Origin of the sequence: Hathewaya limosa (assembly GCF_030815255.1) — a bacterium.
Taxonomy (GTDB): domain Bacteria; phylum Bacillota; class Clostridia; order Clostridiales; family Clostridiaceae; genus Hathewaya; species Hathewaya limosa.
The window spans coordinates 109345-134167 of the sequence record NZ_JAUSWN010000004.1; the positions used below are offsets into that span (position 1 = coordinate 109345).

Annotated in this window: 28 protein-coding genes; 25 read left to right on the forward strand and 3 right to left on the reverse strand. The window is 27.9% G+C overall.

Features of this window, described 5'->3' with window-relative positions; genetic code table 11:
* Positions 1–59: 59 nt before the first annotated feature.
* The 11 genes from def to spoVM all read left to right on the forward strand — a co-directional run bounded on the left by def (position 60) and on the right by spoVM (position 9536).
* Positions 60–500 carry a peptide deformylase gene (gene def / locus QOZ93_RS03580; protein WP_307355135.1) on the forward strand — a complete coding sequence of 147 codons (441 nt, stop codon included), beginning with the start codon at positions 60–62 and terminating at the stop codon, positions 498–500.
* Positions 501–516: 16 nt separating this feature from the next.
* Positions 517–1449, forward strand: coding sequence for a methionyl-tRNA formyltransferase (fmt, locus tag QOZ93_RS03585; RefSeq protein ID WP_307355136.1), 933 nt, complete (start codon positions 517–519; stop codon positions 1447–1449).
* A 33-nt stretch (positions 1450–1482) separates the two neighbouring features.
* The gene (locus QOZ93_RS03590; protein ID WP_307355137.1) at positions 1483–2172 is read left to right on the forward strand and encodes a zinc metallopeptidase; all 690 of its coding nucleotides are present in this window, start codon (positions 1483–1485) and stop codon (positions 2170–2172) included.
* 30 nt (positions 2173–2202) lie between these two features.
* Positions 2203–3528: a 16S rRNA (cytosine(967)-C(5))-methyltransferase RsmB gene (rsmB, locus tag QOZ93_RS03595; RefSeq protein WP_307355138.1), complete on the forward strand. Its 1326-nt coding sequence runs from the start codon at positions 2203–2205 to the stop codon at positions 3526–3528.
* A gap of 12 nt (positions 3529–3540) precedes the next feature.
* Positions 3541–4575: a dual-specificity RNA methyltransferase RlmN gene (gene rlmN / locus QOZ93_RS03600; RefSeq protein WP_307355139.1), complete on the forward strand. Its 1035-nt coding sequence runs from the start codon at positions 3541–3543 to the stop codon at positions 4573–4575.
* A gap of 14 nt (positions 4576–4589) precedes the next feature.
* The gene (locus tag QOZ93_RS03605; protein ID WP_111942768.1) at positions 4590–5321 is read left to right on the forward strand and encodes a Stp1/IreP family PP2C-type Ser/Thr phosphatase; all 732 of its coding nucleotides are present in this window, start codon (positions 4590–4592) and stop codon (positions 5319–5321) included.
* Positions 5311–7095 (forward strand): Stk1 family PASTA domain-containing Ser/Thr kinase, encoded by a 1785-nt coding sequence (gene pknB, locus QOZ93_RS03610; RefSeq protein WP_307355140.1) that lies wholly within the window; start codon positions 5311–5313, stop codon positions 7093–7095. The genes QOZ93_RS03605 and pknB overlap by 11 nt, the downstream gene beginning before the upstream one ends.
* Positions 7096–7115: 20 nt before the next feature.
* A complete protein-coding gene (gene rsgA / locus QOZ93_RS03615) occupies positions 7116–7982 on the forward strand; it encodes a ribosome small subunit-dependent GTPase A (protein WP_111942764.1) in 867 nt (288 codons plus the stop codon).
* Between the two features lie 2 nt (positions 7983–7984).
* On the forward strand, positions 7985–8635 hold the full coding sequence (gene rpe / locus QOZ93_RS03620; protein WP_307355141.1) for a ribulose-phosphate 3-epimerase: 651 nt from the start codon (positions 7985–7987) through the stop codon (positions 8633–8635).
* A complete protein-coding gene (locus QOZ93_RS03625) occupies positions 8636–9274 on the forward strand; it encodes a thiamine diphosphokinase (RefSeq protein WP_111942760.1) in 639 nt (212 codons plus the stop codon).
* 190 nt (positions 9275–9464) lie between these two features.
* A complete protein-coding gene (gene spoVM / locus QOZ93_RS14060; RefSeq protein ID WP_111944388.1) occupies positions 9465–9536 on the forward strand; it encodes a stage V sporulation protein SpoVM in 72 nt (23 codons plus the stop codon).
* Between the two features lie 49 nt (positions 9537–9585).
* Here the strand turns inward: spoVM and rpmB are convergent, their stop codons facing one another.
* Positions 9586–9774, reverse strand: coding sequence for a 50S ribosomal protein L28 (rpmB, locus tag QOZ93_RS03630; RefSeq protein WP_111942758.1), 189 nt, complete (start codon positions 9772–9774; stop codon positions 9586–9588).
* Between the two features lie 194 nt (positions 9775–9968).
* Between rpmB and QOZ93_RS03635 the strand changes: the two genes are divergently transcribed.
* The 6 genes from QOZ93_RS03635 to QOZ93_RS03660 all read left to right on the forward strand — a co-directional run bounded on the left by QOZ93_RS03635 (position 9969) and on the right by QOZ93_RS03660 (position 15730).
* Positions 9969–10319 (forward strand): Asp23/Gls24 family envelope stress response protein, encoded by a 351-nt coding sequence (locus QOZ93_RS03635; protein WP_111942756.1) that lies wholly within the window; start codon positions 9969–9971, stop codon positions 10317–10319.
* A 13-nt stretch (positions 10320–10332) separates the two neighbouring features.
* Complete coding sequence (locus tag QOZ93_RS03640; RefSeq protein ID WP_307355142.1) at positions 10333–11976, forward strand: DAK2 domain-containing protein; 1644 nt, start codon at positions 10333–10335, stop codon at positions 11974–11976.
* Positions 11977–12039: 63 nt separating this feature from the next.
* Entirely contained in the window at positions 12040–14073 is a 2034-nt protein-coding gene (recG, locus tag QOZ93_RS03645) for an ATP-dependent DNA helicase RecG (RefSeq protein WP_307355143.1), read from the forward strand.
* A 70-nt stretch (positions 14074–14143) separates the two neighbouring features.
* Positions 14144–14704, forward strand: a complete 561-nt coding sequence (gene rsmD / locus QOZ93_RS03650; RefSeq protein ID WP_307355144.1) for a 16S rRNA (guanine(966)-N(2))-methyltransferase RsmD — start codon at positions 14144–14146, stop codon at positions 14702–14704.
* Position 14705: 1 nt separating this feature from the next.
* Entirely contained in the window at positions 14706–15191 is a 486-nt protein-coding gene (coaD, locus tag QOZ93_RS03655) for a pantetheine-phosphate adenylyltransferase (RefSeq protein WP_111942748.1), read from the forward strand.
* Positions 15192–15205: 14 nt separating this feature from the next.
* Positions 15206–15730, forward strand: coding sequence for an ATPase (locus QOZ93_RS03660; protein ID WP_111942746.1), 525 nt, complete (start codon positions 15206–15208; stop codon positions 15728–15730).
* On the opposite strand, the gene ylbJ is transcribed toward QOZ93_RS03660, so the two are convergent.
* Both ylbJ and QOZ93_RS03670 read right to left on the reverse strand, forming a co-directional pair.
* On the reverse strand, positions 15723–16853 hold the full coding sequence (gene ylbJ, locus QOZ93_RS03665) for a sporulation integral membrane protein YlbJ (protein ID WP_307355145.1): 1131 nt from the start codon (positions 16851–16853) through the stop codon (positions 15723–15725). The genes QOZ93_RS03660 and ylbJ overlap by 8 nt on opposite strands.
* A gap of 67 nt (positions 16854–16920) precedes the next feature.
* The gene (locus QOZ93_RS03670) at positions 16921–18129 is read right to left on the reverse strand and encodes a nucleotidyltransferase (RefSeq protein ID WP_307355146.1); all 1209 of its coding nucleotides are present in this window, start codon (positions 18127–18129) and stop codon (positions 16921–16923) included.
* Positions 18130–18274: 145 nt separating this feature from the next.
* On the opposite strand from QOZ93_RS03670, the gene pta reads away from it, so the two are divergent.
* The 8 genes from pta (at position 18275) to QOZ93_RS03710 (ending at position 24783) form a co-directional block, all read left to right on the forward strand.
* Positions 18275–19279 carry a phosphate acetyltransferase gene (pta, locus tag QOZ93_RS03675; RefSeq protein WP_111942740.1) on the forward strand — a complete coding sequence of 335 codons (1005 nt, stop codon included), beginning with the start codon at positions 18275–18277 and terminating at the stop codon, positions 19277–19279.
* Positions 19280–19332: 53 nt separating this feature from the next.
* Complete coding sequence (locus QOZ93_RS03680) at positions 19333–20523, forward strand: acetate/propionate family kinase (RefSeq protein WP_111942738.1); 1191 nt, start codon at positions 19333–19335, stop codon at positions 20521–20523.
* A gap of 139 nt (positions 20524–20662) precedes the next feature.
* The gene (locus QOZ93_RS03685; protein WP_307355147.1) at positions 20663–21181 is read left to right on the forward strand and encodes a YceD family protein; all 519 of its coding nucleotides are present in this window, start codon (positions 20663–20665) and stop codon (positions 21179–21181) included.
* Between the two features lie 48 nt (positions 21182–21229).
* Positions 21230–21412, forward strand: coding sequence for a 50S ribosomal protein L32 (gene rpmF / locus QOZ93_RS03690; RefSeq protein ID WP_111942734.1), 183 nt, complete (start codon positions 21230–21232; stop codon positions 21410–21412).
* A 102-nt stretch (positions 21413–21514) separates the two neighbouring features.
* Positions 21515–22522 (forward strand): phosphate acyltransferase PlsX, encoded by a 1008-nt coding sequence (plsX, locus tag QOZ93_RS03695; protein ID WP_111942732.1) that lies wholly within the window; start codon positions 21515–21517, stop codon positions 22520–22522.
* Positions 22523–22668: 146 nt separating this feature from the next.
* A complete protein-coding gene (gene acpP / locus QOZ93_RS03700) occupies positions 22669–22902 on the forward strand; it encodes an acyl carrier protein (protein WP_111942730.1) in 234 nt (77 codons plus the stop codon).
* A gap of 68 nt (positions 22903–22970) precedes the next feature.
* Positions 22971–23672 carry a ribonuclease III gene (gene rnc, locus QOZ93_RS03705; protein ID WP_111944387.1) on the forward strand — a complete coding sequence of 234 codons (702 nt, stop codon included), beginning with the start codon at positions 22971–22973 and terminating at the stop codon, positions 23670–23672.
* Positions 23665–24783 (forward strand): elongator complex protein 3, encoded by a 1119-nt coding sequence (locus tag QOZ93_RS03710; protein ID WP_307355148.1) that lies wholly within the window; start codon positions 23665–23667, stop codon positions 24781–24783. Before rnc ends, QOZ93_RS03710 begins: the two co-directional genes overlap by 8 nt.
* Positions 24784–24823 lie beyond the last annotated feature (40 nt).

Genomic DNA, 24823 nt, shown 5'->3' on the forward strand with positions numbered 1-24823 from the left:
AATAGAATTAGATATTTAGATATAATAAACAAAAAGTTGAAAAAATGGGAGGAATATAAATGGCATTAAGAAATTTGAGAATAAATGGCGATGAAGTTTTAAGAAAAAAATGTAAACAGGTTACTGAAATTACACCTAGGGATCTTCAACTAATAGGAGACATGAAAGAAACTATGTATAAAGAAAATGGTGTAGGACTTGCAGCTCCTCAAGTAGGAATATTAAAAAGAATTATTGTAATAGATGTAGGGGAAGGACCTTTTGCAGTAATTAATCCAGAAATACTAGAAAAAAGAGGGAGTCAAATTGATATAGAGGGATGTTTAAGTGTTCCAGGTGAACAAGGTAGAGTTGAAAGACCCAATTATGTAAAGGTAAAAGGTTTAAATGAAGAAGGAGAAGAAACTATTTTTGAGGGAGAAGAGCTTTTAGCAAGAGCTTTTTGTCATGAGATTGATCATTTAGACGGAATTTTATTTATAGATAAGATTATAGACTAGAAAGGAATGAGAAATAATGAAAGTAGTTTTTATGGGAACACCAGAGTTTGCTGTACCATCACTTCAGGCTCTTATAGATAATTTTAAGGTAGAAGCGGTTTTAACACAACCAGATAAACCTAAAGGTAGAGGTAAAAAGCTTTCAATGTCTCCAATAAAAGAGATGGCTTTAAAATATGATATACCTGTATATCAACCTAAGAGCTTAAGAAAGGATGAAGAAGTAAAGCAAATTATTAAAGATATAAAACCAGATTTTATTGTAGTTGTAGCATTTGGGCAAATTTTGACTAAAGAAGTTTTAGATATACCTAAGTATGGATGTATAAATTTACATGCCTCTCTTTTACCAAAGTATAGAGGTGCCGCACCTTTAAATTGGGCAATTATAAATGGAGAGAACAAAAGTGGAAATACTACAATGTTAATGGATGTAGGACTAGATACTGGAGATATGTTATTAGTTGATGAAGTAGATATAGAAGATAATATGACAGCAGGAGAATTACATGATGTTTTAATGGAAAGAGGAGGAAACCTTTTAATTGAAACTTTAAATAAACTTTCTAAAAATGAGATAACTCCTATAAAACAAGGCGAAACAACTTCAATGTATGCATCTATGTTAAATAAAGAAATGGCTAAAATTAACTGGAATCAAGATGCAAAAAAAATACATGACTTTATCAGGGGATTAAATCCATGGCCAGTTTCTTATACTTATTATGAAGATAAAATGATGAAAATTTATTCATCCCAAGTTATAGATAAAGAATGTAATGATACCCCAGGAAAGATATTGGAGGTTTCAAAAGACGGAATTAAAGTTGCATGTGGCAAAGATATTTTATTAATTAAATCTATACAATTTCCAGGTAAGAAAGCCATGAATGTTGGAGAGTATATAAAAGGGAACTCTATAAATATAGATGTTATTTTAACAGATTAGAATCTAATAAAATATAAGAAAGGAAGGATATTTATGGGTTTTTACTTTTGGGATCCTACTATGATTATATTAATACCAGCCTTTATTATAGCTATGTATGCACAAATAAAAGTTAAAAGTACCTTTGCAAATTTTTCAAATGTTTATAGTAAAAGTGGTTTAACAGGTGCACAAGTGGCAAGAATATTATTAGATAGTGAAGGGTTATTTGATGTTCCAATAGAGCTTGTATCAGGGAGCTTAACAGATCATTATGATCCTAGAGATAGAGTTATGAGATTATCAAGGGATGTATATTATGGAAATTCAGTTGCATCTATTGGAGTTGCAGCCCATGAGACAGGGCATGCAATTCAACATAAAAATAAGTATATGCCTTTGGAAATAAGAAATTCCATAGTACCTATAGTTAATTTAGGTTCTAGTGCATCTTGGATATTTTTTATGTTAGGACTTTTTTTTAGTATTAAAGGATTAGTAACTTTAGGAATAGTTTTGTTTTCAGGAGCAGTAATATTCCAATTAATAACTTTGCCAGTAGAATTTAATGCATCAGCAAGAGCCATAAAAATTTTAGATGAGAAAGTTATTTTATATAAAGAAGAATTATATGGAGCTAAAAAAGTATTAGAGGCAGCAGCTTTAACATATGTAGCGGCAGCAATTACAGCAATAGCTCAACTTTTAAGATTAATTGCTATAAGCAATAATAGAAATGATTAAAAAATTAGATAAGAAAAATATGAGGTGTTTATGAATAGTAGAGAAGTAGCAATAGAGGTTATTAACTTAGTAATATATAAAAAGGCTTATTCAAATATAACATTAAATACATATTTAAATAAATATGATTTTAAGAGAGAGGATAAAGCACTTATAACGGAAATAGTTTATGGAACTTTAAAATATAAAGGGCTTATAGATGAAATATTAAATTATTTTTTAAGAGAAGGTGTTGGAAGTATAGATTCATATGTATTAACTATACTTAGAACATCTATATATCAATTTAAATACTTAGATAAAATACCTGATTTTGCAATTGTAAATGAAGCAGTAAATATTTGTAAAAAACATAGAGGAGTTAAAGAATCTAAGTTAGTAAATGGTGTTTTAAGAAATTATATGAGAAAAGGAGAACCAAGACTAAAGGCTAATGGTTCAATTGATGGAAAACTTGCACTTCAATATTCATTCCCTAAATGGATGATAAATTTATTTATAGAACAATATGGTGAAAAGCAAGCTATTGAAATTCTAAAAGGATTAAACGAAAGACCAGCATTAACAGTAAGAGTTAATGCCCTAAAGGGAGATTATGAAGATACTTTGGAAAAATTATTTCAAGAAGGATATGACGTAGAAGAAAGTGATGTATGTCCTGAAGGCATAATAATAAAAAAAGGAAGTAGTATTGAAAAAAATAAACTATTTAGAGAAGGATTTATTACGGTTCAAGATGAAAGTGCTATGTTAACTGCACCTTTAATGGATATAGAAAAGGGAAGTAAAGTTATGGATTTGTGTAGTGCACCAGGAGGTAAAACTACTCATATGGCAGAAATTATGGATAATGAAGGTGAGATTTTGGCCTTTGATATTCATGAACATAAAATAAAGTTAATTGAGCAAAATGCAAAAAGACTGGGCATTGATATTATAAAGGCAAGCATTAAGGATGCAGAAGAATATGATGAAACATATAAGGAATGGGCTGATGCTGTATTAGCTGATGTTCCTTGTTCAGGACTTGGTATTATAAGAAAAAAACCTGAAATTAAATGGAATAAAAAGGAAAGAGAATTAAATGAATTAACTCGAATCCAATATACCATACTTCAAAATGCAGCAGGATATGTAAAATCAGGAGGAGAAATTATATATTCAACTTGTACTTTAAATAAAAAGGAAAATGAGGATATTGTGAATTCTTTTATAAAAGAAAATCCCGAATTTAAAATTGAACCAGTGTTTATAGGAAAAAGTGATAATATACTTTATGATAAAAAAGGCTATTTAACAATACTGCCTAATAAATATATGGATGGATTTTTCTTATGTAAAATTAGAAAACAGTAGGTGATTAATTTAATGAATATATTAGATTATAATTTAGAAGAACTACAAAAATGGATGAAAGACAACAAAGAAAGTAGTTTTAGAGCTAAACAGATTATGGATTGGCTTTATAAAGGTGCATGTAATTTTGATGATATGAAAAATCTACCTAAGAACACTAAAGAAAATTTAAAATTAAATTTTAAAATAGAATTACCAAAAGTAATAGAAAAGTTTGTATCTAAAAAAGATGGTACAGTGAAACTTTTACTTGGATATGATGATGGAAATTTAATTGAAACAGTAGTTATGAAATATACTCATGGAAATTCAATCTGTGTATCTACACAGATTGGATGCAGAATGGGATGTAAATTTTGTGCATCTACTTTAGATGGTAGAGTAAGAGATTTAAATTGTGGAGAAATAATATCACAAATTCTTGTAGCTCAAAAAGAAATTGGAGAGAGAATATCTAATATTGTTTTAATGGGAAGTGGAGAACCTCTAGATAACTATGAAAATGTAATTAAATTCATAAAACTTGTTAATGAGAAATATAGTTTAAATATAGGTCAAAGACATATAACATTATCTACTTGTGGATTAGTACCTAAAATTAAACAATTGGCAGATGAAGATCTTCAAATTACTTTGGCAATTTCATTGCATGCTCCAAATGATAATATAAGAAAACAAAGTATGCCCATAGCTAATAAATACTCAATAGATGAAATTATAGAAGCTTGTACGTATTATATAAGTAAAACTGGACGTAGAATTACATTTGAGTATGCTTTAATTAAGGATTTTAATGATACTAGAGAATGTGCCGAAGAATTAAGTTTTTTACTTAAAAATATTTTATGTCATGTTAATCTAATTCCAGTAAATGAAGTTAAGGAAAGAGAATACAAAAGAGCGGACAAAAAAAATATTGAAAGATTTAAAGATATTTTAAGTAAAAAGAATATTGAAGTTACGGTTAGAAGAGAAATGGGTTCAGACATTAATGCTGCCTGTGGACAATTAAGGAGAAGCTATCTTCAAAACAAAAAATTAGTTTAAAGGGGGCTACTAAATTGGTGGGTATAATTTCGGATATTGGAAATTATAGAAAGATAAATGAAGATTCAGTTGGATATTTTGAAGATTTAAATCTTAGATTTTATGTAGTTGCTGATGGAATGGGTGGACATAATGCAGGAGAGGTTGCTAGTACTTTGGCTGTAGAAAATGTTATGAATTATTTTAAACAAGTTGATACTAAATGTGATTTTAAGGGCGCATTAGTTAATTCAATTGATAAGGCTAATAAACATGTATATACACTTTCTATTGAAAAAGATAAGTATAAAGGAATGGGAACTACTATTACAGTATGTCTTATTTATAAAAATAAAGCCTATATTGCTCATGTGGGTGATAGTTCTTGTATTATTGTTAAGAAAAATAAAACTATAGAAAAAATAACTAAGGATCATTCTCTTGTTCAAGAATTAATTGATAGTGGAAGTATAACGAGAGAAGAGGCTATTAATCATCCTAACAAAAATATTATAACTAGAGCTCTAGGCACAAGTGAGAATATAAATGTGGATGTTTATGAATTTGATGTGGATGATGTATATAGAATTTTATTATGTACCGATGGACTTACTAATGTAGTTTCATTAGAAGAAATTTTAGAATATACTCTTTCTTATACAGAAGAGGAAGTATGTAAAAGGCTAGTAGAACTTAGTAAAAAAAATGGCAGTAAAGATAATATATCAGTAATTGTTTTTAAAGGAGCTGATGAAAATGATAGGTAGTGTCTTAGGTAATAGATATGAAATTATAGAAAAAATAGGTGAAGGAGGGATGTCAGAAGTATTTAAAGCTAAATGTAGAGTTCTTAATAGATATGTTGCAATTAAGGTACTAAAAAAAGAATTCTCTACGGATAATGAATTTGTAGAAAAGTTTAAATTAGAAGCAACTGCAGCTGCAGCATTATCTTGTAATAATATAGTTAGCATATATGATGTAGGTTCCCAAGATGGTATTAATTATATAGTAATGGAACTTGTTACAGGAAAGACGTTAAAGCAAGTTATTAGAGATAGAACAAGGTTATCTTTTAACGAAACTTTGGATAAAGGAATGCAAATAGCTAGGGCTTTAGAATGTGCACATAAAAATCACATTATCCATAGAGATATTAAGCCACAAAATATTTTAGTTACAGAGGATGGAATAGTAAAAGTAACAGATTTTGGTATAGCAAAAGCAATGAATTCTGCCACAATAACAAATACTACTAAAATTATAGGATCTGCACATTATTTCTCACCAGAACAGGCAAAAGGATCTGTAGTAGATTTTAGAACTGATATATACTCATTAGGTATAGTTTTATATGAAATGATAGTAGGGAAGGTTCCGTATGATGCTGATAGTCCTGTGTCAGTTGCTTTAAAACATATACAGGAATCTGTAGTTCCACCAATACAATTAAATCCTTATATTCCAGAAAGCATGAATAAATTAATTTTAAAAGCTATGGAAAAGGATCCAAATAAAAGGTATCAAACCATAAAAGAAATGATATCAGATATGCAAATGATACAGTTTAATCAAAATACAGATATCAATGTAAGTAGTATGGATGATACAGGTGATTTTACAAGAATAATGGATCCTATTACGGAAGAACAACTAGGAAAAACAAATATACATACTCCAGTGAATAATTTGGATAAAGTAAAAAATGAAGATTATGATGAAGATGAAGATATAGAGTACTTAGATGATGATGTAGAAGATGATAAAGATCAAGATAAAGATGAAAGAAAAAAAATTAAAATCATAAAGTGGAGCATTATAGCCCTAGTGGTTTTAATTGTAGGTATAATTTCAACTTTCTCGATTAAAATGATAGGCTTAAAGGGAAAGAAAGATGTGGTAGTGCCAACTATTATAGGTCTTAATAAGGATGAGGCAAAAAATAAAATAGAGGCATTAGGTCTTAACTTTGTTATTGAAGGCGAAGAAGAAAATGAAAAACCTAAAGATACTATAATTAAAAGTAATCCATCAGAAGGAGAAAAGGTTAAGAAAGATTCTGATGTTAAAGTTATTATTAGTAAGGGAAAAGGAAAAGAAATTGTATTAAAGAATTTTGTTGGTATAAATTTTGAAGAAGTTAAAGAAATGATTAAAGGTGAGAAGTTACAAGTAGGTAATGTAACTGAACAATATAATGACATAGTTCCTAAAGGTCAAGTAATTAGTCAGAATCCTGAACCTGATACAAAGGTTATGGAAAATTCTTCAGTAGATTTTGTTGTTAGTAATGGACCGGAAAGTAAATCTACAAGAGTCCCAGATTTAACCAATAAAACGATACAAGAAGCTCAAGCACTTTTAAAAGGAGCTAATTTAAAATTAGGAAATACTACCACAGTACCAACTCCTAAAAAAGAATTAGATGGAAAAATTATAAATCAGAGTTTTGAAAAAAATAGTGAAGTTAAACAAGGTACTTATGTAAATGTAACATATTATAAGTTTGATTTAAGTTTAGAATTTAAAAATAAAAAATAAGCATAAATGTAGGAGGAGAGATGGAAGGAATTATAGTAAAAGGTGTAGGTGGATTATATACAGTAAAAGTTGAAGATAAATATTATAGTTGCAAAGCAAGAGGAAAATTTAGATTTAATAAGTATACTCCTATGGTTGGGGATAGGGTTGAAATTAAATTAGAAAAAAATGATAGTGCTGTTATAGAAAAAATTTATGATAGAACCAGTGAACTTATAAGGCCTTTTGTCTCTAATATAACACAAGCATTTGTAGTATTTACTTTAAAAAATCCAGATATAAATTTAGATCTTTTAAATAGATTTTTGGTTTTATGCGAATATAATAGTTTAAAGATAAATTTGTGTTTAAATAAAATGGATTTAGTAGATAAGGAAGAATATAGTGAAATATTTAATATGTTAGAATCTACAGGTTATGATATTTTATATCTAAATGCTAAAAATGGAGTTGGAATCGAAAAGATAAAAGAGAAATTAAAAAACAATATATCTGTATTCTGTGGCCCTTCAGGAGTAGGTAAATCTACTATTTTAAATGGTATTATAGGAAAAGAACATATGGAAACAGGGGAAATTAGTGAAAAATTAAAAAGAGGAAAACATACTACAAGACATGCAGAACTTATAGATTTTGAAGGGGGATTCTTGGTAGATACCCCTGGATTTTCCTCTATAAGCACTGATTTTATAGAAAAAGAAGAATTAAAAGAATGTTTTCCAGAGTTCAATGAATTTATGGGGGAGTGCAAGTTTTCAAACTGTATGCACTTTAAAGAACCAGGATGTGTTATTAAAGAAAAAGTTGATCAGGGAAAAATTCATAAATATAGATATGAATTTTATATAAGACTTTTACAGGAGTTACAAAATTTAAGGAGGTATTAGTTATGAAAATAGCACCATCTATATTATCGGCCGACTTTGCAAAATTAGGAGAAGATGTTAACAAGATTGAAAAATATGGAGCTGATTTAGTCCATATTGATGTAATGGATGGAAAGTTTGTTCCTAATATAACATTTGGTATTCCAGTGGTAAAAAGTATAAGATCTTATTCAAATCTTTTATTTGATGTTCATCTTATGATTGAAGAACCTTCAAAATTTATAGACGAATTTATTAATGTAGGAGCTGATATTATAACAGTTCATTATGAAGCAGATAGACATATTGATAGAACAATAAATTATATAAAATCTAAAAATGTAAAAGCTGCCATTGCATTAAATCCTGGAACACCTGTATCTTTAATAAAAGATTTAATTCTAAGTTTAGATATGGTACTTATTATGTCTGTAAATCCAGGGTTTGGTGGACAAAAATATATATCATATTGTACAAACAAAATTAAAGAACTTAGAGAACTTAGTGAAAATTTAAATAAAGAGCTTTTAATAGAAGTTGATGGAGGAGTTACCTGCCATAATATAAAAGAAATATGTGAAAGTGGTGCAGATATAGTAGTTGCAGGTTCAGCAGTATTTAAAAATGGGGAAATAGAAAAAAACATAAAGGTATTAAGAGAGGCTCTATTATAAATGAAGGGTATAATTATTTCAGGAGGTACTGAACCTTCTTTGGAATTATTAAAGGATAATTTAAAAGGAAAGTATGTTTTAATCGCAAGTGATAGTGGAGCTAATGTTACATATAAGTATGGACTATGTCCAAGTATTATAGTGGGAGATTTAGATTCTATTAAAGAATCTGTTAAGGAATATTATTCAAATCAAGGATGTAAGTTTATAAAATTTAATCCTGAAAAAGACTTTACAGATACAGAACTTGCTATAAAAGAAATTACTAAAAAAAATATAGATGAAATTATTTTACTTGGATGTACAGGAACTAGATTAGACCATGTTTTAGCAAATTTAGGACTCCTTATTGATTATCATAAGAAGGGATATAAAATAAAATTAGTTGATGATAACAATGAAGTTAAGGTATGCGAAAAAAGCTTATCTATAAAAGGAGAAAAAGGAAAATTATTTTCTGTACAAGCTTTTAAAGAAACAGTAAGTAATTTATCCATAAGAGGGGCTAAATATGAACTTGAAAATTATAATTTAGAACCAGGTTCACCGTTAACGGTTTCAAATGAGTTTTTAAATGATAAAGATATAAAAATAACTTTTAATAGTGGGAATCTATTGTTGATTTATCCTAAAGATTAAATAAAAAAACATGACTTTTTAGTCATGTTTTTATTTTTGTAACTTAAAATTTTATATAACATATAATATTAGTAGCAAAGTTTTAATTTAAATATAATTTTAATATTTATTAAAATATGGAATATACAATATTAAAATACATATAAATAATATTGTTATAATATTGTATTTATTATAAAGGAGATAAAATATGAAGATAGTTACTATCAAATTACCTAAGTTTTTATCTAATTTAATTAAGTTATTTATGCAAAAAAAATAAAAATGCAGTTATTAACTGCATTTTTATTTTATATTATATGTTATAATTATTATGCACGCTCAACTTTACCAGAACGTAAACAACTAGTACAAACTTTTATTGTTTTTGGTGTTCCGTTAACTATAGCTTTAACCTTTTTTAGGTTTGGAGCCCAAGTTCTACTACTTTTATTTTCAGCATGGCTGCTTTGTCTACCATAAACAACGCCTTTATTGCATATTTCACATACTCTTGACATGTAAAAGCACCTCCTCTTTAAACTATATAGGAAATCTATGAGTTCAAACATGATTTATTTTATCACAAAATGTATATAATGTGCAAGTATATTATAAAATTATTAAATAATCTTATAATAAAATTTATTACCTTGAATAAATTTGGTATATAATATAAAATAATTTATATGGTATAAATGAAGGAGGAATAAGTATGAACGGAAAGATAACTACTGAATTAGGTATAGTTCACTATACTGATGAAGTTTTAGGAAATATAGTAGGTTTATCAACAATGGAGTGTTATGGAGTTGTTGGTATGGCTTCCAAGAATGCAAAAGATGGATTTTGGGAATTGTTAAGAAAAGAAAATTTAAATAAAGGTGTAAAAATCCATACTAAAGATGATCAATTAAATGTAGAATTGTTCATTATTGTAGAGTACGGTATTAAAATTTCTGTTATAGCAAATAGCATTATTCAAAAAGTTAAATATACCATAGAAAATCTAACTGGATTAAAGGTTGCTTGTATCACAGTTAATGTTCAGGGTGTAAGAGTTTAAGGAGGTATAACAATTGAAATATCAAAAAATTGATGGGCATAATTTTTATAATATGATAATAAATGCATCAAATAAACTAGGGGAAAATAAAGAACATGTAAATGCACTTAATGTTTTCCCAGTACCAGATGGTGATACAGGAACAAATATGTGGATGACTTTTAGTTCTGCAGTAGAAGATATTAAAGGATTAAAAGATGAATCTATTGGTAATATTGCAAGGGTTTTAGCAAGAGGTGCTTTAATGGGTGCTAGAGGAAACTCTGGAGTAATTTTATCTCAAATTCTAAGAGGTTTTGCAAAAGGATTGGAAGAAAAAGATGAAATTTCTAAAGATGATTTAGCAAGAGCACTTGAAGAAGGTGCCAAATTTGCATATAAAGCTGTTATGAGACCGACTGAAGGAACTATATTAACTATAGTGAGAACTGCAGGAGAGGCAGCTGTAAATAGTAATAAAACAGAACTATGCGAACTTTTTGAAGAAGTTATTCAGAATACAGAAGAAATGTTAAATAAAACACCAGAAATGTTACCTCAATTAAAAGAAGCTAAGGTTGTAGATGCGGGAGGTTATGGACTTTTATTAATAATAAAAGGTATGTACGAAGCTTTAAAATTTGGAGTAGATGTAGAAGTAAATAAAGATTTTAAAGAAACTAAAGTTGTAGAGAATAAAGCTCAAAGCAATATTGATGTAAAAGATATTAAATTTGGGTATTGTACAGAGTTTTTTGTTTTATGCAATAATGTAGATGTAGAAGCATTTAAAAAGGACTTAGAAAAATATGGAGATTCTATGGTCGTTGTTGGACTTGAAGATATCGTTAAAGTTCATATTCATACAAACGATCCAGGTCTAATTTTATCTAAGGCATTAAAATTAGGTGAATTATCAAAAGTTAAAATTGATAATATGAGAGAACAACATAGACATTTAATATATGACGAAAAAGAAGTAGATAAAAACATAGAAGAACAACCAAAGGAAGAAGAACAAAAGAAATATGCATTTATATCTGTAGCTCGTGGTGAAGGTATAGTTTCTATTTTAGAAGAATTAGGTGTAGATAGAATAATTGAGGGTGGTCAAACTATGAATCCAAGTACTCAAGATATTCTAGAAAAAATAGAAAGTTTAAATGCAGAACATATTATAGTATGCCCTAATAATAAAAACATAATTATGGCAGCAAAACAAGCTGTAGATTTAACAGATAAAAAAGTGTATGTATTACCAACTAAAACTATACCTGAGGGTATAACAGCTTTAACAGTATTCAATGAAGAAGATACTATAGAAGAAAATCTGCAAAATATGGAAGAAGTAATTGGCAATGTATCAACTGGTTCTGTAACTTACGCTATCAAAGATACAGAGGCAGATGGAATGCAAATAAAAAAAGATGATATATTAGGATTAGTACAAGAAAAAATATCACAGGTTGGTAATAACATTTATGAAGTATGTGAAAATGTATTAGATAAAATGGTTAATGAGGACAGTGAACTTATTACAATATATTATGGTGAAGACTGTGAAGAAACAAAGGTTAAAGAACTTGTAGAAAAATTAGAAGAAAAATATGAGGATTTAGATATTCAATGTTATGAAGGAAAACAACCTTTATACTATTTTATAGTCTCTGTAGAATAAAAGCCTTAGGGCTTTTTTTCTTTAGAAGTGTTTTAAAGGTGAAAATACTAGGAGTGAATTAACGTGAATGTAGATAATAGTGTAAAATATGTAAAGGGTGTTGGGCCTAAATCTAGTGAAGAATTGAATAAGATTGGAATTTTTACAGTATTAGATCTTTTATTATATTTTCCAAGAGATTATGAGCATATAGGATTTGTTAGTAATTTATCACAATGTAAAAATGATGAAAAAATTTATATATATGGCAATGTAGCTAAAATTAATAGGGATATAAGAACTAGAACAGGAAAAATAATGAGTTCTATTATATTTGAATCTAATGGGGAGAAATTTAAAGGAATATGGTTTAATCAACCATATGTAAAAAATAGTTTTTCTATAGGAAGAACGTATTTAATATCGGGAAAATGTAAAATTGAAGGAAAAAATATTTTTATTCAAAATCCCAGATTAATAAGAAATTCTTCTCAAGATTCAGAAAAAATAGTAGCTAAGTACCCCTTGAAAGGAAAAATAACTAATAATTTTTTAAATAAGATAATTACGAATTTATTATGTGATTTTAAAGTAGAGGAAAATCTTCCGAAGGAACTTATTGAAAAATATAAATTAATAGATTTAAATAATGCCTTAAGATATATCCATTGTCCAGATTCTTTTGAGCATTTACAACAAGCTAGACACAGATTAAAATTTCAAGAGTTATTTACATATTCTTTAAAAGTATTATCTTTAAAAGAAAGATATAAAAGTGGTGAAGGTATTAGTATACCTATAAGTAAGGAACTTAAGGTTTTAAAAGAAAAAATACCTTTTCAATTAACTAATGCACAAAGTAGGGTAATTAGAGAAATTATTGTAGATCAAAACAAAAAGGTACCTATGAATAGATTAGTGCAAGGTGATGTTGGAAGCGGAAAAACTGTAATAGCTATTATAGCTATGTTTAATGTTGTTATGAATGGACATCAAGCACTTATGATGGCACCTACAGAAATTTTAGCAAAACAGCATTTAAAAGAAATATCGATGCTGCTAAAAGATTTTAATTTAAATGTGGAACTTTTAGTTGGTAGTACTACACCTAAAAACAAAGAAAGAATAAAATCACAATTAAAGGCAGGAGAGATAGATATTGTTGTAGGAACTCACGCACTAATAGAAGATGATGTAGAGTTTAAAAATTTAGGGTTAATAATTACAGATGAACAGCATAGATTTGGAGTTAATCAAAGATGTAGGCTTTCAAATAAAAGTAAAAGTGCAGATATGTTGGTTATGACCGCCACTCCTATACCAAGGACCTTAAGTCTATGTTTTTATGGAGATTTAGATAAGTCTATTATAGATGAATTACCACCAAATAGAAAATCAGTTGAAACTTATTATATTTCTAAAAATGAAAAGGATAGGGTCTATAATTTTGCATTAAAAGAAATAAATAATGGAAGACAAGTTTATATAGTATGTCCTTTAGTAGAAGAAGTAGAAGACATGAATTTAAGTTCTGTAACTACGTTATATGAAGAGATAAAGAAAAAATACTTTAAAGATATAGAAGTTAGAATTTTACATGGTAAAATGAATGCAAAAGAAAAAGAAACTATTATGGATGAATTTAAGAAAGGTATTGTTAAAGTCTTGGTATCAACTACAGTAATAGAAGTTGGAGTTAATGTGCCTAATGCAACGTTAATGATAATTGAAAATGCAGAAAGGTTTGGACTTTCACAATTGCACCAATTAAGAGGAAGAGTTGGTAGAGGAGAACATAAATCTTATTGTGTACTAGTAGCTAATATTAAAAGTGAAAAGACCCGAAAAAGAATGGAAATTATGCAAAATACAAATAATGGGTTTATACTTGCGGAAGAAGATTTAAAATTAAGAGGAACAGGTGAACTTTTTGGGTATAAACAGCATGGTGAAAATGAACTCATAATTTCAGATCCAATAGAAGATGTTAAAGTATTACAAGTAGCTAATGAAGAAGCTAAGAAAATTTTAGTTAGTGAAGATGAAAAATATAATAGTTTTAAAAATTACATAGATGAATATATTAAAAAATCTTCTAATTATATTTGTTTTAATTAAAAATATATTGAATTTATCTAAGTAAAAAAATATAATACCAATTAGAGTTAAAATCAAAGGAGGAAGTAAATTGAGAGTAATAGCAGGAATAGCAAGAGGAAGAAAACTTTTAGGACCAGAAGGTGATGCGGTTACAAGACCAACTTTAGATAGAGTAAAAGAATCTATTTTTAGTATAATCCAAAATTATATACAGGATGCTGTTGTTGTAGATGTATTTTCAGGAACTGGTAGCTTAGGTATAGAAGCCGCTAGTAGAGGGGCAGAAAAATGTTATCTTATAGATAGAAATAAGGTGACGTTCTCCTATCTTTCTCAAAACGTACAAAATTTAAAGTTTGAAGATATATGTACATGTGTTAATGGGGATTCTTACGAAAATTTAAAGAAATTAGGAAAAAAGGGCATAAAGTTTGATATAATATTTATAGATCCGCCGTATGCTAAAGAAATGATTCCACCGGCAATAAGTATTGTTGAAGATCAAGAATCTTTAAAAAGAGATGGGATTATTGTATGTAAAATAGATTCTTCAGAAGAAATATATGAAGGTGGAGAAAAGATAGAATTAGTAGATAAAAGAAAATATGGAAATACTACAGTACTTTTCTATAAGTACAGGGAGGAATAAAATGAAAAAGGCAGTTTATCCAGGGAGCTTTGACCCTGTTACTAACGGTCACTTAGATATAATAGAACGTGCCTCAAAGGTATTTGATGAACTGATTGTAGGGGTATTGGTTAACCCAGATAAAACAGGACTTTTCAGTGCACAAGAAAGAGTTGAATTAATAAAAAAAGTAATAGAACCTTATGAAAATGTTAAAGTAGAGAGTTTTAACGGATTACTAATTAATTTTATGAATAAGCATAATTCTAATGTTATAGTAAAAGGATTAAGAGCAGTTTCAGACTTTGAATATGAATTTCAGATGGCGTTGATGAATAATAAGTTAGATCCTACTAAGGAAACGGTTTTTATGATGACTAATGCTAAGTATTCTTATTTAAGTTCTTCTTCAGTTAAACAAGTAGCAAAATTTGGGGGATGTATACGAGATCTAGTTCCAGAAGAGATTGTGGAAATAGTTGAAAGTAAGATACAAGAAACTAAATAAGGAGAGGGTTGAAAATGGATGTTATAAAATTATTAGATTATCTTCAGGAAGTTTTGGATACAGCATCAAAAATACCTATGAGTAATAAAATTATGGTAAATAAAAAAGAAATATCCGATATAATAGAACAAATTATAAATTTTTTACCGGATGAATTTAAAAAGGCGCAGTGGGTTTGCGAACAAAAAGAAAAAATTTTAAGGGATGCACAGGAACAAGCAGAAAGTATTAAAAAAGAGAGCTTGGAAATGGCAAAAAGACGAGTTGAAAGTCACGATTATGTAAGAGAAGCTCAACTTAAAGGAAATGAAATGATAATGCAGGCTCAAAAAAAATCTAAGATTATAAAAAATGGGGCTAGAGATTATGCATTAGAAATTTTACAGGATACAGAAAAAAAGATAGCGTATAATCATGATCAGTTTACCCAAAATCTTAGAAAAGAAATGGAGGAATTCACTATAAATATTGATTCTTATATAAAGGAAACTACCTCCATTCTCAATGAAAACATAGAAGAACTAAAGAATGTTAAATAAATAATTTTTTTATTTTATTTATGATAATAGGAATTAATAATAAAATGCTTATTATAAGAACATAGGATATTAAATCTAAATTATTTATTGTATGATTTAAACTAAAGGTTGGTAAAGTATTAAAACTTATAAAATAAATACTTATAGTAAGTAATGAACTTAAGATACCTTGAAAAAATTTTCTTAATATATATTTTTTAATAGAAAAATTAAACTTATAAAGAAAAGAATATACTTGTAGAATTATGCATATGCCACTAAAAGATATTAAAAAGCTTATAAAACCTAATTTTAGAAACATAGGTATATTTAACAACGAAATACTATTACATCCATTAGTTATTTCTAAAATACCTAAAGATAGTGAACTAATTAGCCCAGTAAATTCTTTATTTAAAAAAGCGATACTAAAAAAAGTATTGCTTTTTATTATTTCCATAAGCATAGAAAAAATAATAACAAATCCACCAACACGTAAAGTTACACTAATGGCATCTTCTACACTTTTTGAAAAAGCCGTAGAGAAGTTTTTTACAGGAATATAAGGATGACTATTTAAATAATTATTGGAGTTATAATTATTATCTCTTTTATCCTTAAGTAATAAACCCATTAAAAAACAAGATAAATAATTAGAACAAAGTAATATATATCCGAAGTATTTATTTTTCAGCATTGTTAAAGAAATAGAACCTACTATGAAAAGAGGACTTGCATTAGAGGCTATATTTAAAAGTTTTTCTGCAGTATTAAAATCTATAATTTTTGCTTCGTATAAATCTGCAGTATATTTTGCTCCCATTGGGTAACCACATAGAGCACTTAAAATTAAAACTACAGAAGATTGTAATGGAAGTCCTAAAGGTTTGCATAAAATAGGTCCTAAAAGTTTTGCATAAATATATGCTCCATTAAAGGCTACTATTAAATTGCAAATAACTAAAAAAGGAAATAAGCATGGAAAAAGTGCTGTAATAAAAAGTCTTAAGCCATTTAAAGAACCATTTATACATGGTTTAGGAAAAATTAATATGTTTACAATTAAAATACTTAAGAGAAAAATAAAAATTTTGTTTGAATTTTTATTTATATTCTTTTCTCCAATTATGTTTTTACTACTCAAATTTTAAACCTACCTTTTAAGTGATTACATAATATGTATATTTTAATTTATACAAATTAATTCCTTATTATTTAATTATAATAGGCATTCTTAAATAATCATCATTATACTTTGTTGAACTGTTTAATAGACTATACATTTTTGTACCTTGAATATCTAGATTTAGAAAATTATTTTTGATTTTAGGTAATTTTGTTATAAGTGGTATGTTAGAGTTTTTCTTCAATTCTCTTAGTATCTCCCTACCTTTGGAATTAAAACCTAATATTCTAGCATAGGGCACCTTAGAAGTTCTCATAGTGGTTATATCAAATTCATCGAATCCAACATAATACTGACATAAAATTCTACTAAGTCTTGTAAGTGCATATCGTTTACTTTTAGATTCTTCTAAAATCTCTTGGAAAGAATTCTTTTTTATAATGGCGTCTATAAGTCTATTTTCTAAACCTTCTTTAACATCAGGTAATTTAGTTAAACTTTTAGGATTTGATAAAATCTTATATTTTAGATAAGGGATCATTTTATCTTCAAATACAAAATTATCATTAGAAAATTTTTCTAATGTCCTGAAGGTTTCATAAGGTAAATAATTTTTCAAATCTGACATAGGTAAATTGGATTTAAGATATTTTCTTATGGCAGTAGCGCTAGAAAATTTTAAAAGCTCTGTAGAATTATATGTTCCTCCTTCTCTTTTAATGGTAAAAGGTTTAATTTTGCTATTTAATCGAATTAAACTTTTTAAGTATTCTAAGGCTAGAATGTTATTTGAAGAATTTAAAATTTCATCTAAGTTTTCTATAGAATAATTTAATGAATAAAAATATTCTGAGATGGCGTTGTTTCTAGCTTTAGGATAAGATAAACCTTCGTTTAAATGATAAGATAAAAAATTTTTAAACTCTATAGGTTCTTTTATTAACATTTCTGCAATTTTACTTAATAAATTTAAGTTTCCAAGTTCAGATCCAAAACATAAATTATTTATTATATTTAATTCATTTAACAAGCTTATGGCTCCAAAGGAAAAAAACTCAGCAGAAGAAATGGAATAAGCCATAGGGAGTTCTAAAATTAAATCAACACCATTTTTAAGTGCTATTTCAGTCCTTTGCCATTTATCTAAAATAGCAGGTGTACCTCGTTGAACAAAATTTCCACTCATTACACAAACTATACAATCACAATAAGTTATTTCACGAGTTTTTCTTATATGATACAAATGTCCTTTATGAAAAGGATTATATTCAGTAATAATACCAGTTATATTCATTAAAACACCTCATTTTAAACTTTATTATATATTATAAATCAAATTTTATTAAAGTAAAACTTGAATAAATTAAATAAAAAGGTTATATTATTAATGTGTGTATATAATTTTCTAATTAAAGATATATCTCAAAGGGGGAAGGGATATGGAATTAATGAATAAAATTTGGAAAATGGCAAAAGAAGATAAAAAAACAATTGTTTTGCCAGAAGGTGACGAAGAGAGAACAATTATTGCTAGTGAAAAAATAAAAAATGAAGGTCTTGCAAATGTAATATTAATTGGGAAAGAAGAAAATATTATTGAAAAGGCTAAATCACTAAAAGTTGATATTTCAAATATAAACATAATTGATCCTGAAAAGTCAGATAAGTTAGAGGCTTATACAAGTGAATTTTACCAATTAAGAAAACATAAGGGAATTACTTTGGAAAAAGCTAAAGATGTAGTATTAGATCCTTTATATTTTGGAACTATGATGGTTAAACTTGGAGATGCAGATGGTATGGTATCAGGTGCCATACACACAACAGGAGATCTTTTAAGACCAGGACTTCAAATTGTAAAGACAGCACCAGGAATAAAAGTAGTATCTAGTTTCTTTTTAATGAGTATTCCAAATTGTGAATACGGAGAGGATGGATTCTTATTATTCTCAGATTGTGCGGTTAATCCAAATCCCGATGCAGGACAGTTAGCATCAATAGCTATATCAACAGCAGACACAGCTAAGAATCTTTGCGGAATAGATCCTAAGGTTGCTATGTTATCTTTCTCAACAATGGGAAGTGCAAAGCATGAATTAGTAGAAAAAGTTCAGATTGCTACAAAACTTGCGAAGGAACAAAGAGAAGATTTAGAGATAGATGGTGAACTTCAATTAGATGCGGCTATAGTAAAAAAAGTAGCTGATTTAAAAGCACCAGAAAGTAAAGTAGCAGGTAATGCTAATGTATTAATATTCCCAGATCTTCAGTCAGGAAACATAGGGTATAAATTGGTACAAAGATTTGCTAAAGCAGAGGCAATAGGACCTATTAATCAAGGATTTGCAAAACCAATAAATGATTTATCACGTGGATGTTCTCCTGAAGATATAGTTAATGTAGTAGCTGTAACTGCAGTTCAAGCACAGGCACAACATAATTAATACAGCTATAAATAATATTAATATATATAGATTTATATGTAGGAGGAAATTAAATGAAAATTTTAGTTATTAACTGTGGAAGTTCTTCATTAAAATATCAATTAATTGATATGGAAAGTGAAAAGGCTTTAGCAAAAGGATTAGTTGAGAGAATAGGAATAGAAGGTTCTATATTAACTCACAAAGCAGATGGAAAAGATAAACATATTATCCAAACTCCAATGAAAGATCATCAAGTAGCTATAGAATTAGTATTAGGTGCTTTAACTGATAAAGAATATGGTGTAATAAGTGATATGAGCGAAATTTCAGCTGTTGGACACAGAGTTGTTCATGGTGGAGAAAAATATGCTAAATCTGTTTTAATTAATAATGATGTTATGACAAGTTTAGAAGAGTGTGCTAAATTAGCTCCTCTACATAACCCAGCAAATATTATAGGAATTAATGCATGTAAAAAATTAATGCCAAATACTCCAATGAGTGTTGTATTTGATACTGCATTCCATCAAACAATGCCAGAAGAAGCTTATATTTATGCTCTTCCATATGAAGTTTATGAAGAAAATTCAGTAAGAAGATATGGAATGCATGGTACATCTCATAAGTTTGTATCAGGTGTTGCAGCTGAAATGATGGGTAAAAATATAGAGGATTTAAAAATAATTACTTGTCACTTAGGAAATGGTGCAAGTTTAACTGCTGTTAAAAATGGTAAATCTATAGATACTTCAATGGGATTCACTCCACTTGAAGGATTAGTAATGGGAACTAGATGTGGAGATATAGATCCAGCTATAATTCCATTCCTAATGAAAGAAAAAAATCTTTCAGTTGAAGATATAGATAAATTAATGAACAAAGAATCAGGTGTTTTAGGAATATCTGGTGTAAGTTCTGACTTTAGAGATATCGAAAATGCAGCAGAAGAAGGAAATCACAGAGCAAAACTTGCTTTAGATGTATTCCACTACAGAGTTAAACAATATATAGGAGCTTATGCTGCTATAATGAATGGTGTAGATTGCATCGTATTTACAGCTGGTCTTGGTGAAAACTCTATCTCTTCAAGAGAAATAATCTGTGAAAACATGGAATATTTAGGAGTTAAATTAGATAAAGAAAAGAACAATGTAAGAGGAAAAGCAGTAGAAGTAAGTGCTGATGATTCAAAGGTTAAAGTATTTGTAATTCCAACTAACGAAGAGCTAATGATTGCAAAAGAAACTTTAGCTTTACTATAGTATTATATAGTATAAAATTATATAATTTGGAGTAAATTTATTTTGCTCCAAATTTTTATTTAAAAAATAATCTTGACTTTTTCTCTTATTATTTATATAATAACTCTTGTTTAACAATATAAATAGCTAAGAGGTATGTATGATGAAATTTGATTTAATAGAGTTAATGAATGGCAAAAAAGATAAAATTGAAGTACATACAGTTATTGAAAAAGAAAGTTTGAAGTTTGATGGAGAAGATATGAAATATTTGTCTCCTATAAGTTTAAATGGTTCTTTTCGCAGAAAGGGAGAACAATTTTTCTTTAAAGCTAAGTATGATACTGTTTTAAATTTTACTTGTTCAAGATGTCTTAAGGAATTTCCACAAGAATTTCATTTAGAGTTAAATGAAACATATTCAAGAAATCCTGAAAGTGAAGAAATAAGAAAGATAGAAGGAAATTCAGTAGATTTATATGAACTTATAGAAGAAAGTTTGTTTTTAAACATCCCAATTCAAAGATTATGTAAGGAATCTTGCAAAGGCCTATGTCCTTCATGTGGGATAAATTTGAATGAGAATATTTGTAAATGTAATTTAAATTTTGAACAAGAAGAAGAACAAGAGGAAGTGCTTGATCCGAGATTCGCAAAGCTAAAAAGCTTATTAAAATGATAATAAGTTATAATAAACTTCATTCACAGGTTAAGGAGGTGTTTATTAATGGCTCATCCAAAGAGAAAAACATCAAAAGGAAGAAGAGATCAAAGAAGAGCTCAAAACTTTAAGCTTAGCATGCCTGGTATAGTGGAATGTCCTCAATGCCATGAATTCAAACTAGCTCATAGAGTATGTAAGAATTGTGGATATTACAATAGTACAAAGGTAGTATCTGATGATAAATAATAAGAAAGTCGAAAGACTTTCTTTTATTTTTAAGTTTATATTTTTTGTAAAAATATGATATAATAATTTTACAAAAAATATAAGTAAAAGAGAGGTTATTATATGATTATAGCTGTAGATGGAATGGGTGGGGATAATTCTCCACAAGAGGTTGTAAAAGGATGTATAGAAGCATTAGAATGTTCAGGTATTAATATTATAATAACAGGTAAAGAAGAACTTATAAATAATGAATTGAGTAGGTATAATTATGATAAAAGTAGGATAGAAGTCTTACATGCCGAAGAAATAATTTCTAATAATGAGCATCCTGCTATGGCTATTAGAAAAAAGAAAAATTCTTCTTTATGTAAAGCTTTATATTTAGTTAGAGAAGGAAAGGCAGATGCAGTTGTATCTGCAGGTAGTACAGGTGCATTTTTAACAGGGGCTACATTAATTGTAGGAAGAATAAGAGGAATAGATAGACCAGCTTTTGCTCCGGTTATGCCAGGAAAGAATGGTGCCTTTATGGTGACAGATGTAGGTGCAAATGTAGATTGTAAACCTAAAAATTTACTTCAATTTGCTCTTATGGGAAAAGTTTATTTTGAGAAGGTCTTAAAGATTTCCAATCCAAGTATAGGACTTATAAACATAGGAGTAGAAGAAGAAAAGGGTAATGAACTTACTAAGGAAGCTTTTAAGTTATTAAAAGAAACAGAATTAAATTTTGTTGGTAATATTGAACCTAGAGATGTACCAAAAGGTGATACGAATATTTTAGTGTGTGATGGATTTGTAGGAAATACTATTTTAAAAATGTATGAAGGTGTTGCAAGTACTATTTTTTCAGTTTTAAAGGAAGGAATAATGTCTTCTTTTAGAACTAAAATAGGAGGAATTTTATTAAAACCTATATTTAGAAAATTTAAAAAAGACTTTAACTATAAAGAATATGGTGGAGCGGCTTTTTTAGGTACTAAGGGTATATGTGTAAAAGCACATGGAAGTTCAGATTCAACAGCTTTTAAAAATGCAATAAAACAAGCCAAGTTTTTTTATGATAATAAAATTGTTGATGCAATAAAGGAAGAACTTGAAAGTTTAAAACAACTAGAAGAAAAATAGAAATAAAAATTAAATTATTACATATAATATAAGGAATTATAAAATAAATTATAAAAAATACAAAAAAATAGTTGCTAAAAATAAATAAAACGATTAATATTTATTTATAAATATTAAAAACCATGCTATTAATTGGAGGCGAAGGTATGATTTTCGAAAAAGTTAAACAGATAATAGTTGATCAATTAAGTGTAAATGAAGATGAAGTTTTAATGGACTCTTCTTTTGTTGATGATTTAGGAGCAGATTCACTAGATGTAGTTGAATTTATAATGGCTCTAGAAGAAGAATTTGATATAGAAATTCCAGATGAGGCAGCTGAAAAGGTTGTTACTGTGGCAGACGTTGTTGAATACATAAAATCACGTGTAGATGAATAATATAAGTCCCGCGCAGATAAGCGGGACTTAAATTCTTTAAATAAAGAATAAAAAGGAGTTAAATTATGATGCAAAAGGAAAATGCAATTAATGAATTAGAAAAAATAATTGCAATCGAATTTAAAGATAGATCTATATTAAGGACGGCTTTAACACATAGTTCCTACGCAAATCAAAGAAAGAATGTAGCTTATAACGAAAGATTAGAGTATTTAGGAGATGCTGTTTTAGAATTAGTTATATCCGAATATTTATTCATAAATTATAAGGATAAGTTAGAAGGGGAACTAACTAAAATAAGGGCTACAATTGTATGTGAGACTTCTCTTTATGAAATAGCGCAAAAGTGGAATTTAGGTAAGTTTATTATAATGAGTAAGGGTGAAGAACAAACTGGAGGAAGAACGAGAAATTCAATTTTAGCAGATTGTGTAGAAGCTATTATTGCAGCCGTGTACTTAGATAAGGGATTAGAAGTAGCTAAGAAATTTATATTAGATAATTTCATGGAAATTATAAAAAAAGCTATAAGTAATGAAATAATATTAGATTATAAAACTAAGCTACAAGAAATTCTGCAAAAAAATGGAGAAGTTTCTATAGTGTACGATTTAATTTCTTGTGAAGGTCCACCTCATAGACCAACTTTTTATGTTGAGGTTTGTATTAATGGAGAGGTTAAAGGAAAAGGTAAGGGATATAGTAAAAAGGAAGCTGAACAAAATGCAGCTAAAGAAGTAATTTTAAGTATGGGGAATAGAAATGAGTAGAAGCCATTATATAATTCCAATTTTCGTTCCACATATAGGATGTCCTCATAATTGTGTTTTTTGTAATCAAAATACAATTACAGGCAAAAAAGAAATTAAAGATTCTAATGTACAAGAAATTACTAAAAAAAGTTGTAGAAATATAATAGAAGAATATTTAAACACTATAAATAAATATGGCAATGAAGAAAAAGTAATAGAAGTATCCTTTTTTGGAGGAACATTCACAGCCATTCCGCTAGAGAAGCAAATTGAATTATTAGAAGTAGCGTATGAATATAAATGTAAGGAAAAAATTAATTTTATAAGATTATCTACAAGACCTGATTATATAGATATTAGTGAGCTAAATATTTTAAAAAAATATGGTGTAGATATAATAGAATTAGGTGTTCAATCTTTAGACAATGATGTTTTGAAATGTTCTGGTAGAGGCCATTCAAGTGATGTTGTTAAAACGGCATCTAATCTTATAAAAGAATTTAATATTACTTTAGGTATACAAGTTATGTTAGGACTTCCATGTGATAATTTTGCAAAAGATATTAAGACGGCTAAGGAAGTATGCGAGATAAAACCAGACATTTGTAGAATATATCCTTCTTTAGTTATAAAAGATACTCCAATGGAAACTATGTTTAAAAAAGGAGAATATACTCCATATAGTTTAAAAGAAACTATTGAAATTTGTAAAATAGTATATAGTATGTTTATATCCAATGATATTAATGTTATACGTGTAGGACTTCAACCTACAGAAGATATCAATGAAGGGGCAGAGGTTGTTACGGGACCCTTTCATCCGGCTTTTAGAGAGCTTATGGAAAGTTCACTTTTAAATGAAATGATTTTTAAATTTTTAAAGGATATAAATTCAAAAGAAATTCAAATAATCATTAATCCTAAAAATGTTTCTAAATTATATTCTAATAAAAAGTATTATTTTAATGAATATAATCATAAATATTACAATGGAAATATAGAAGTAATACAAGATTTCAATGTAGAAAAAGATGAAATAAAAATAAAGATCCAGGAAACTTGTAAAACCATGTCGTTCAAAAAATTTCTTGAAATAAAGAGTAAAGAAGGAAATAAATATCTTTTGTAGAATATATAGTCATTACCATAATATTCTATAGGGGGTATAT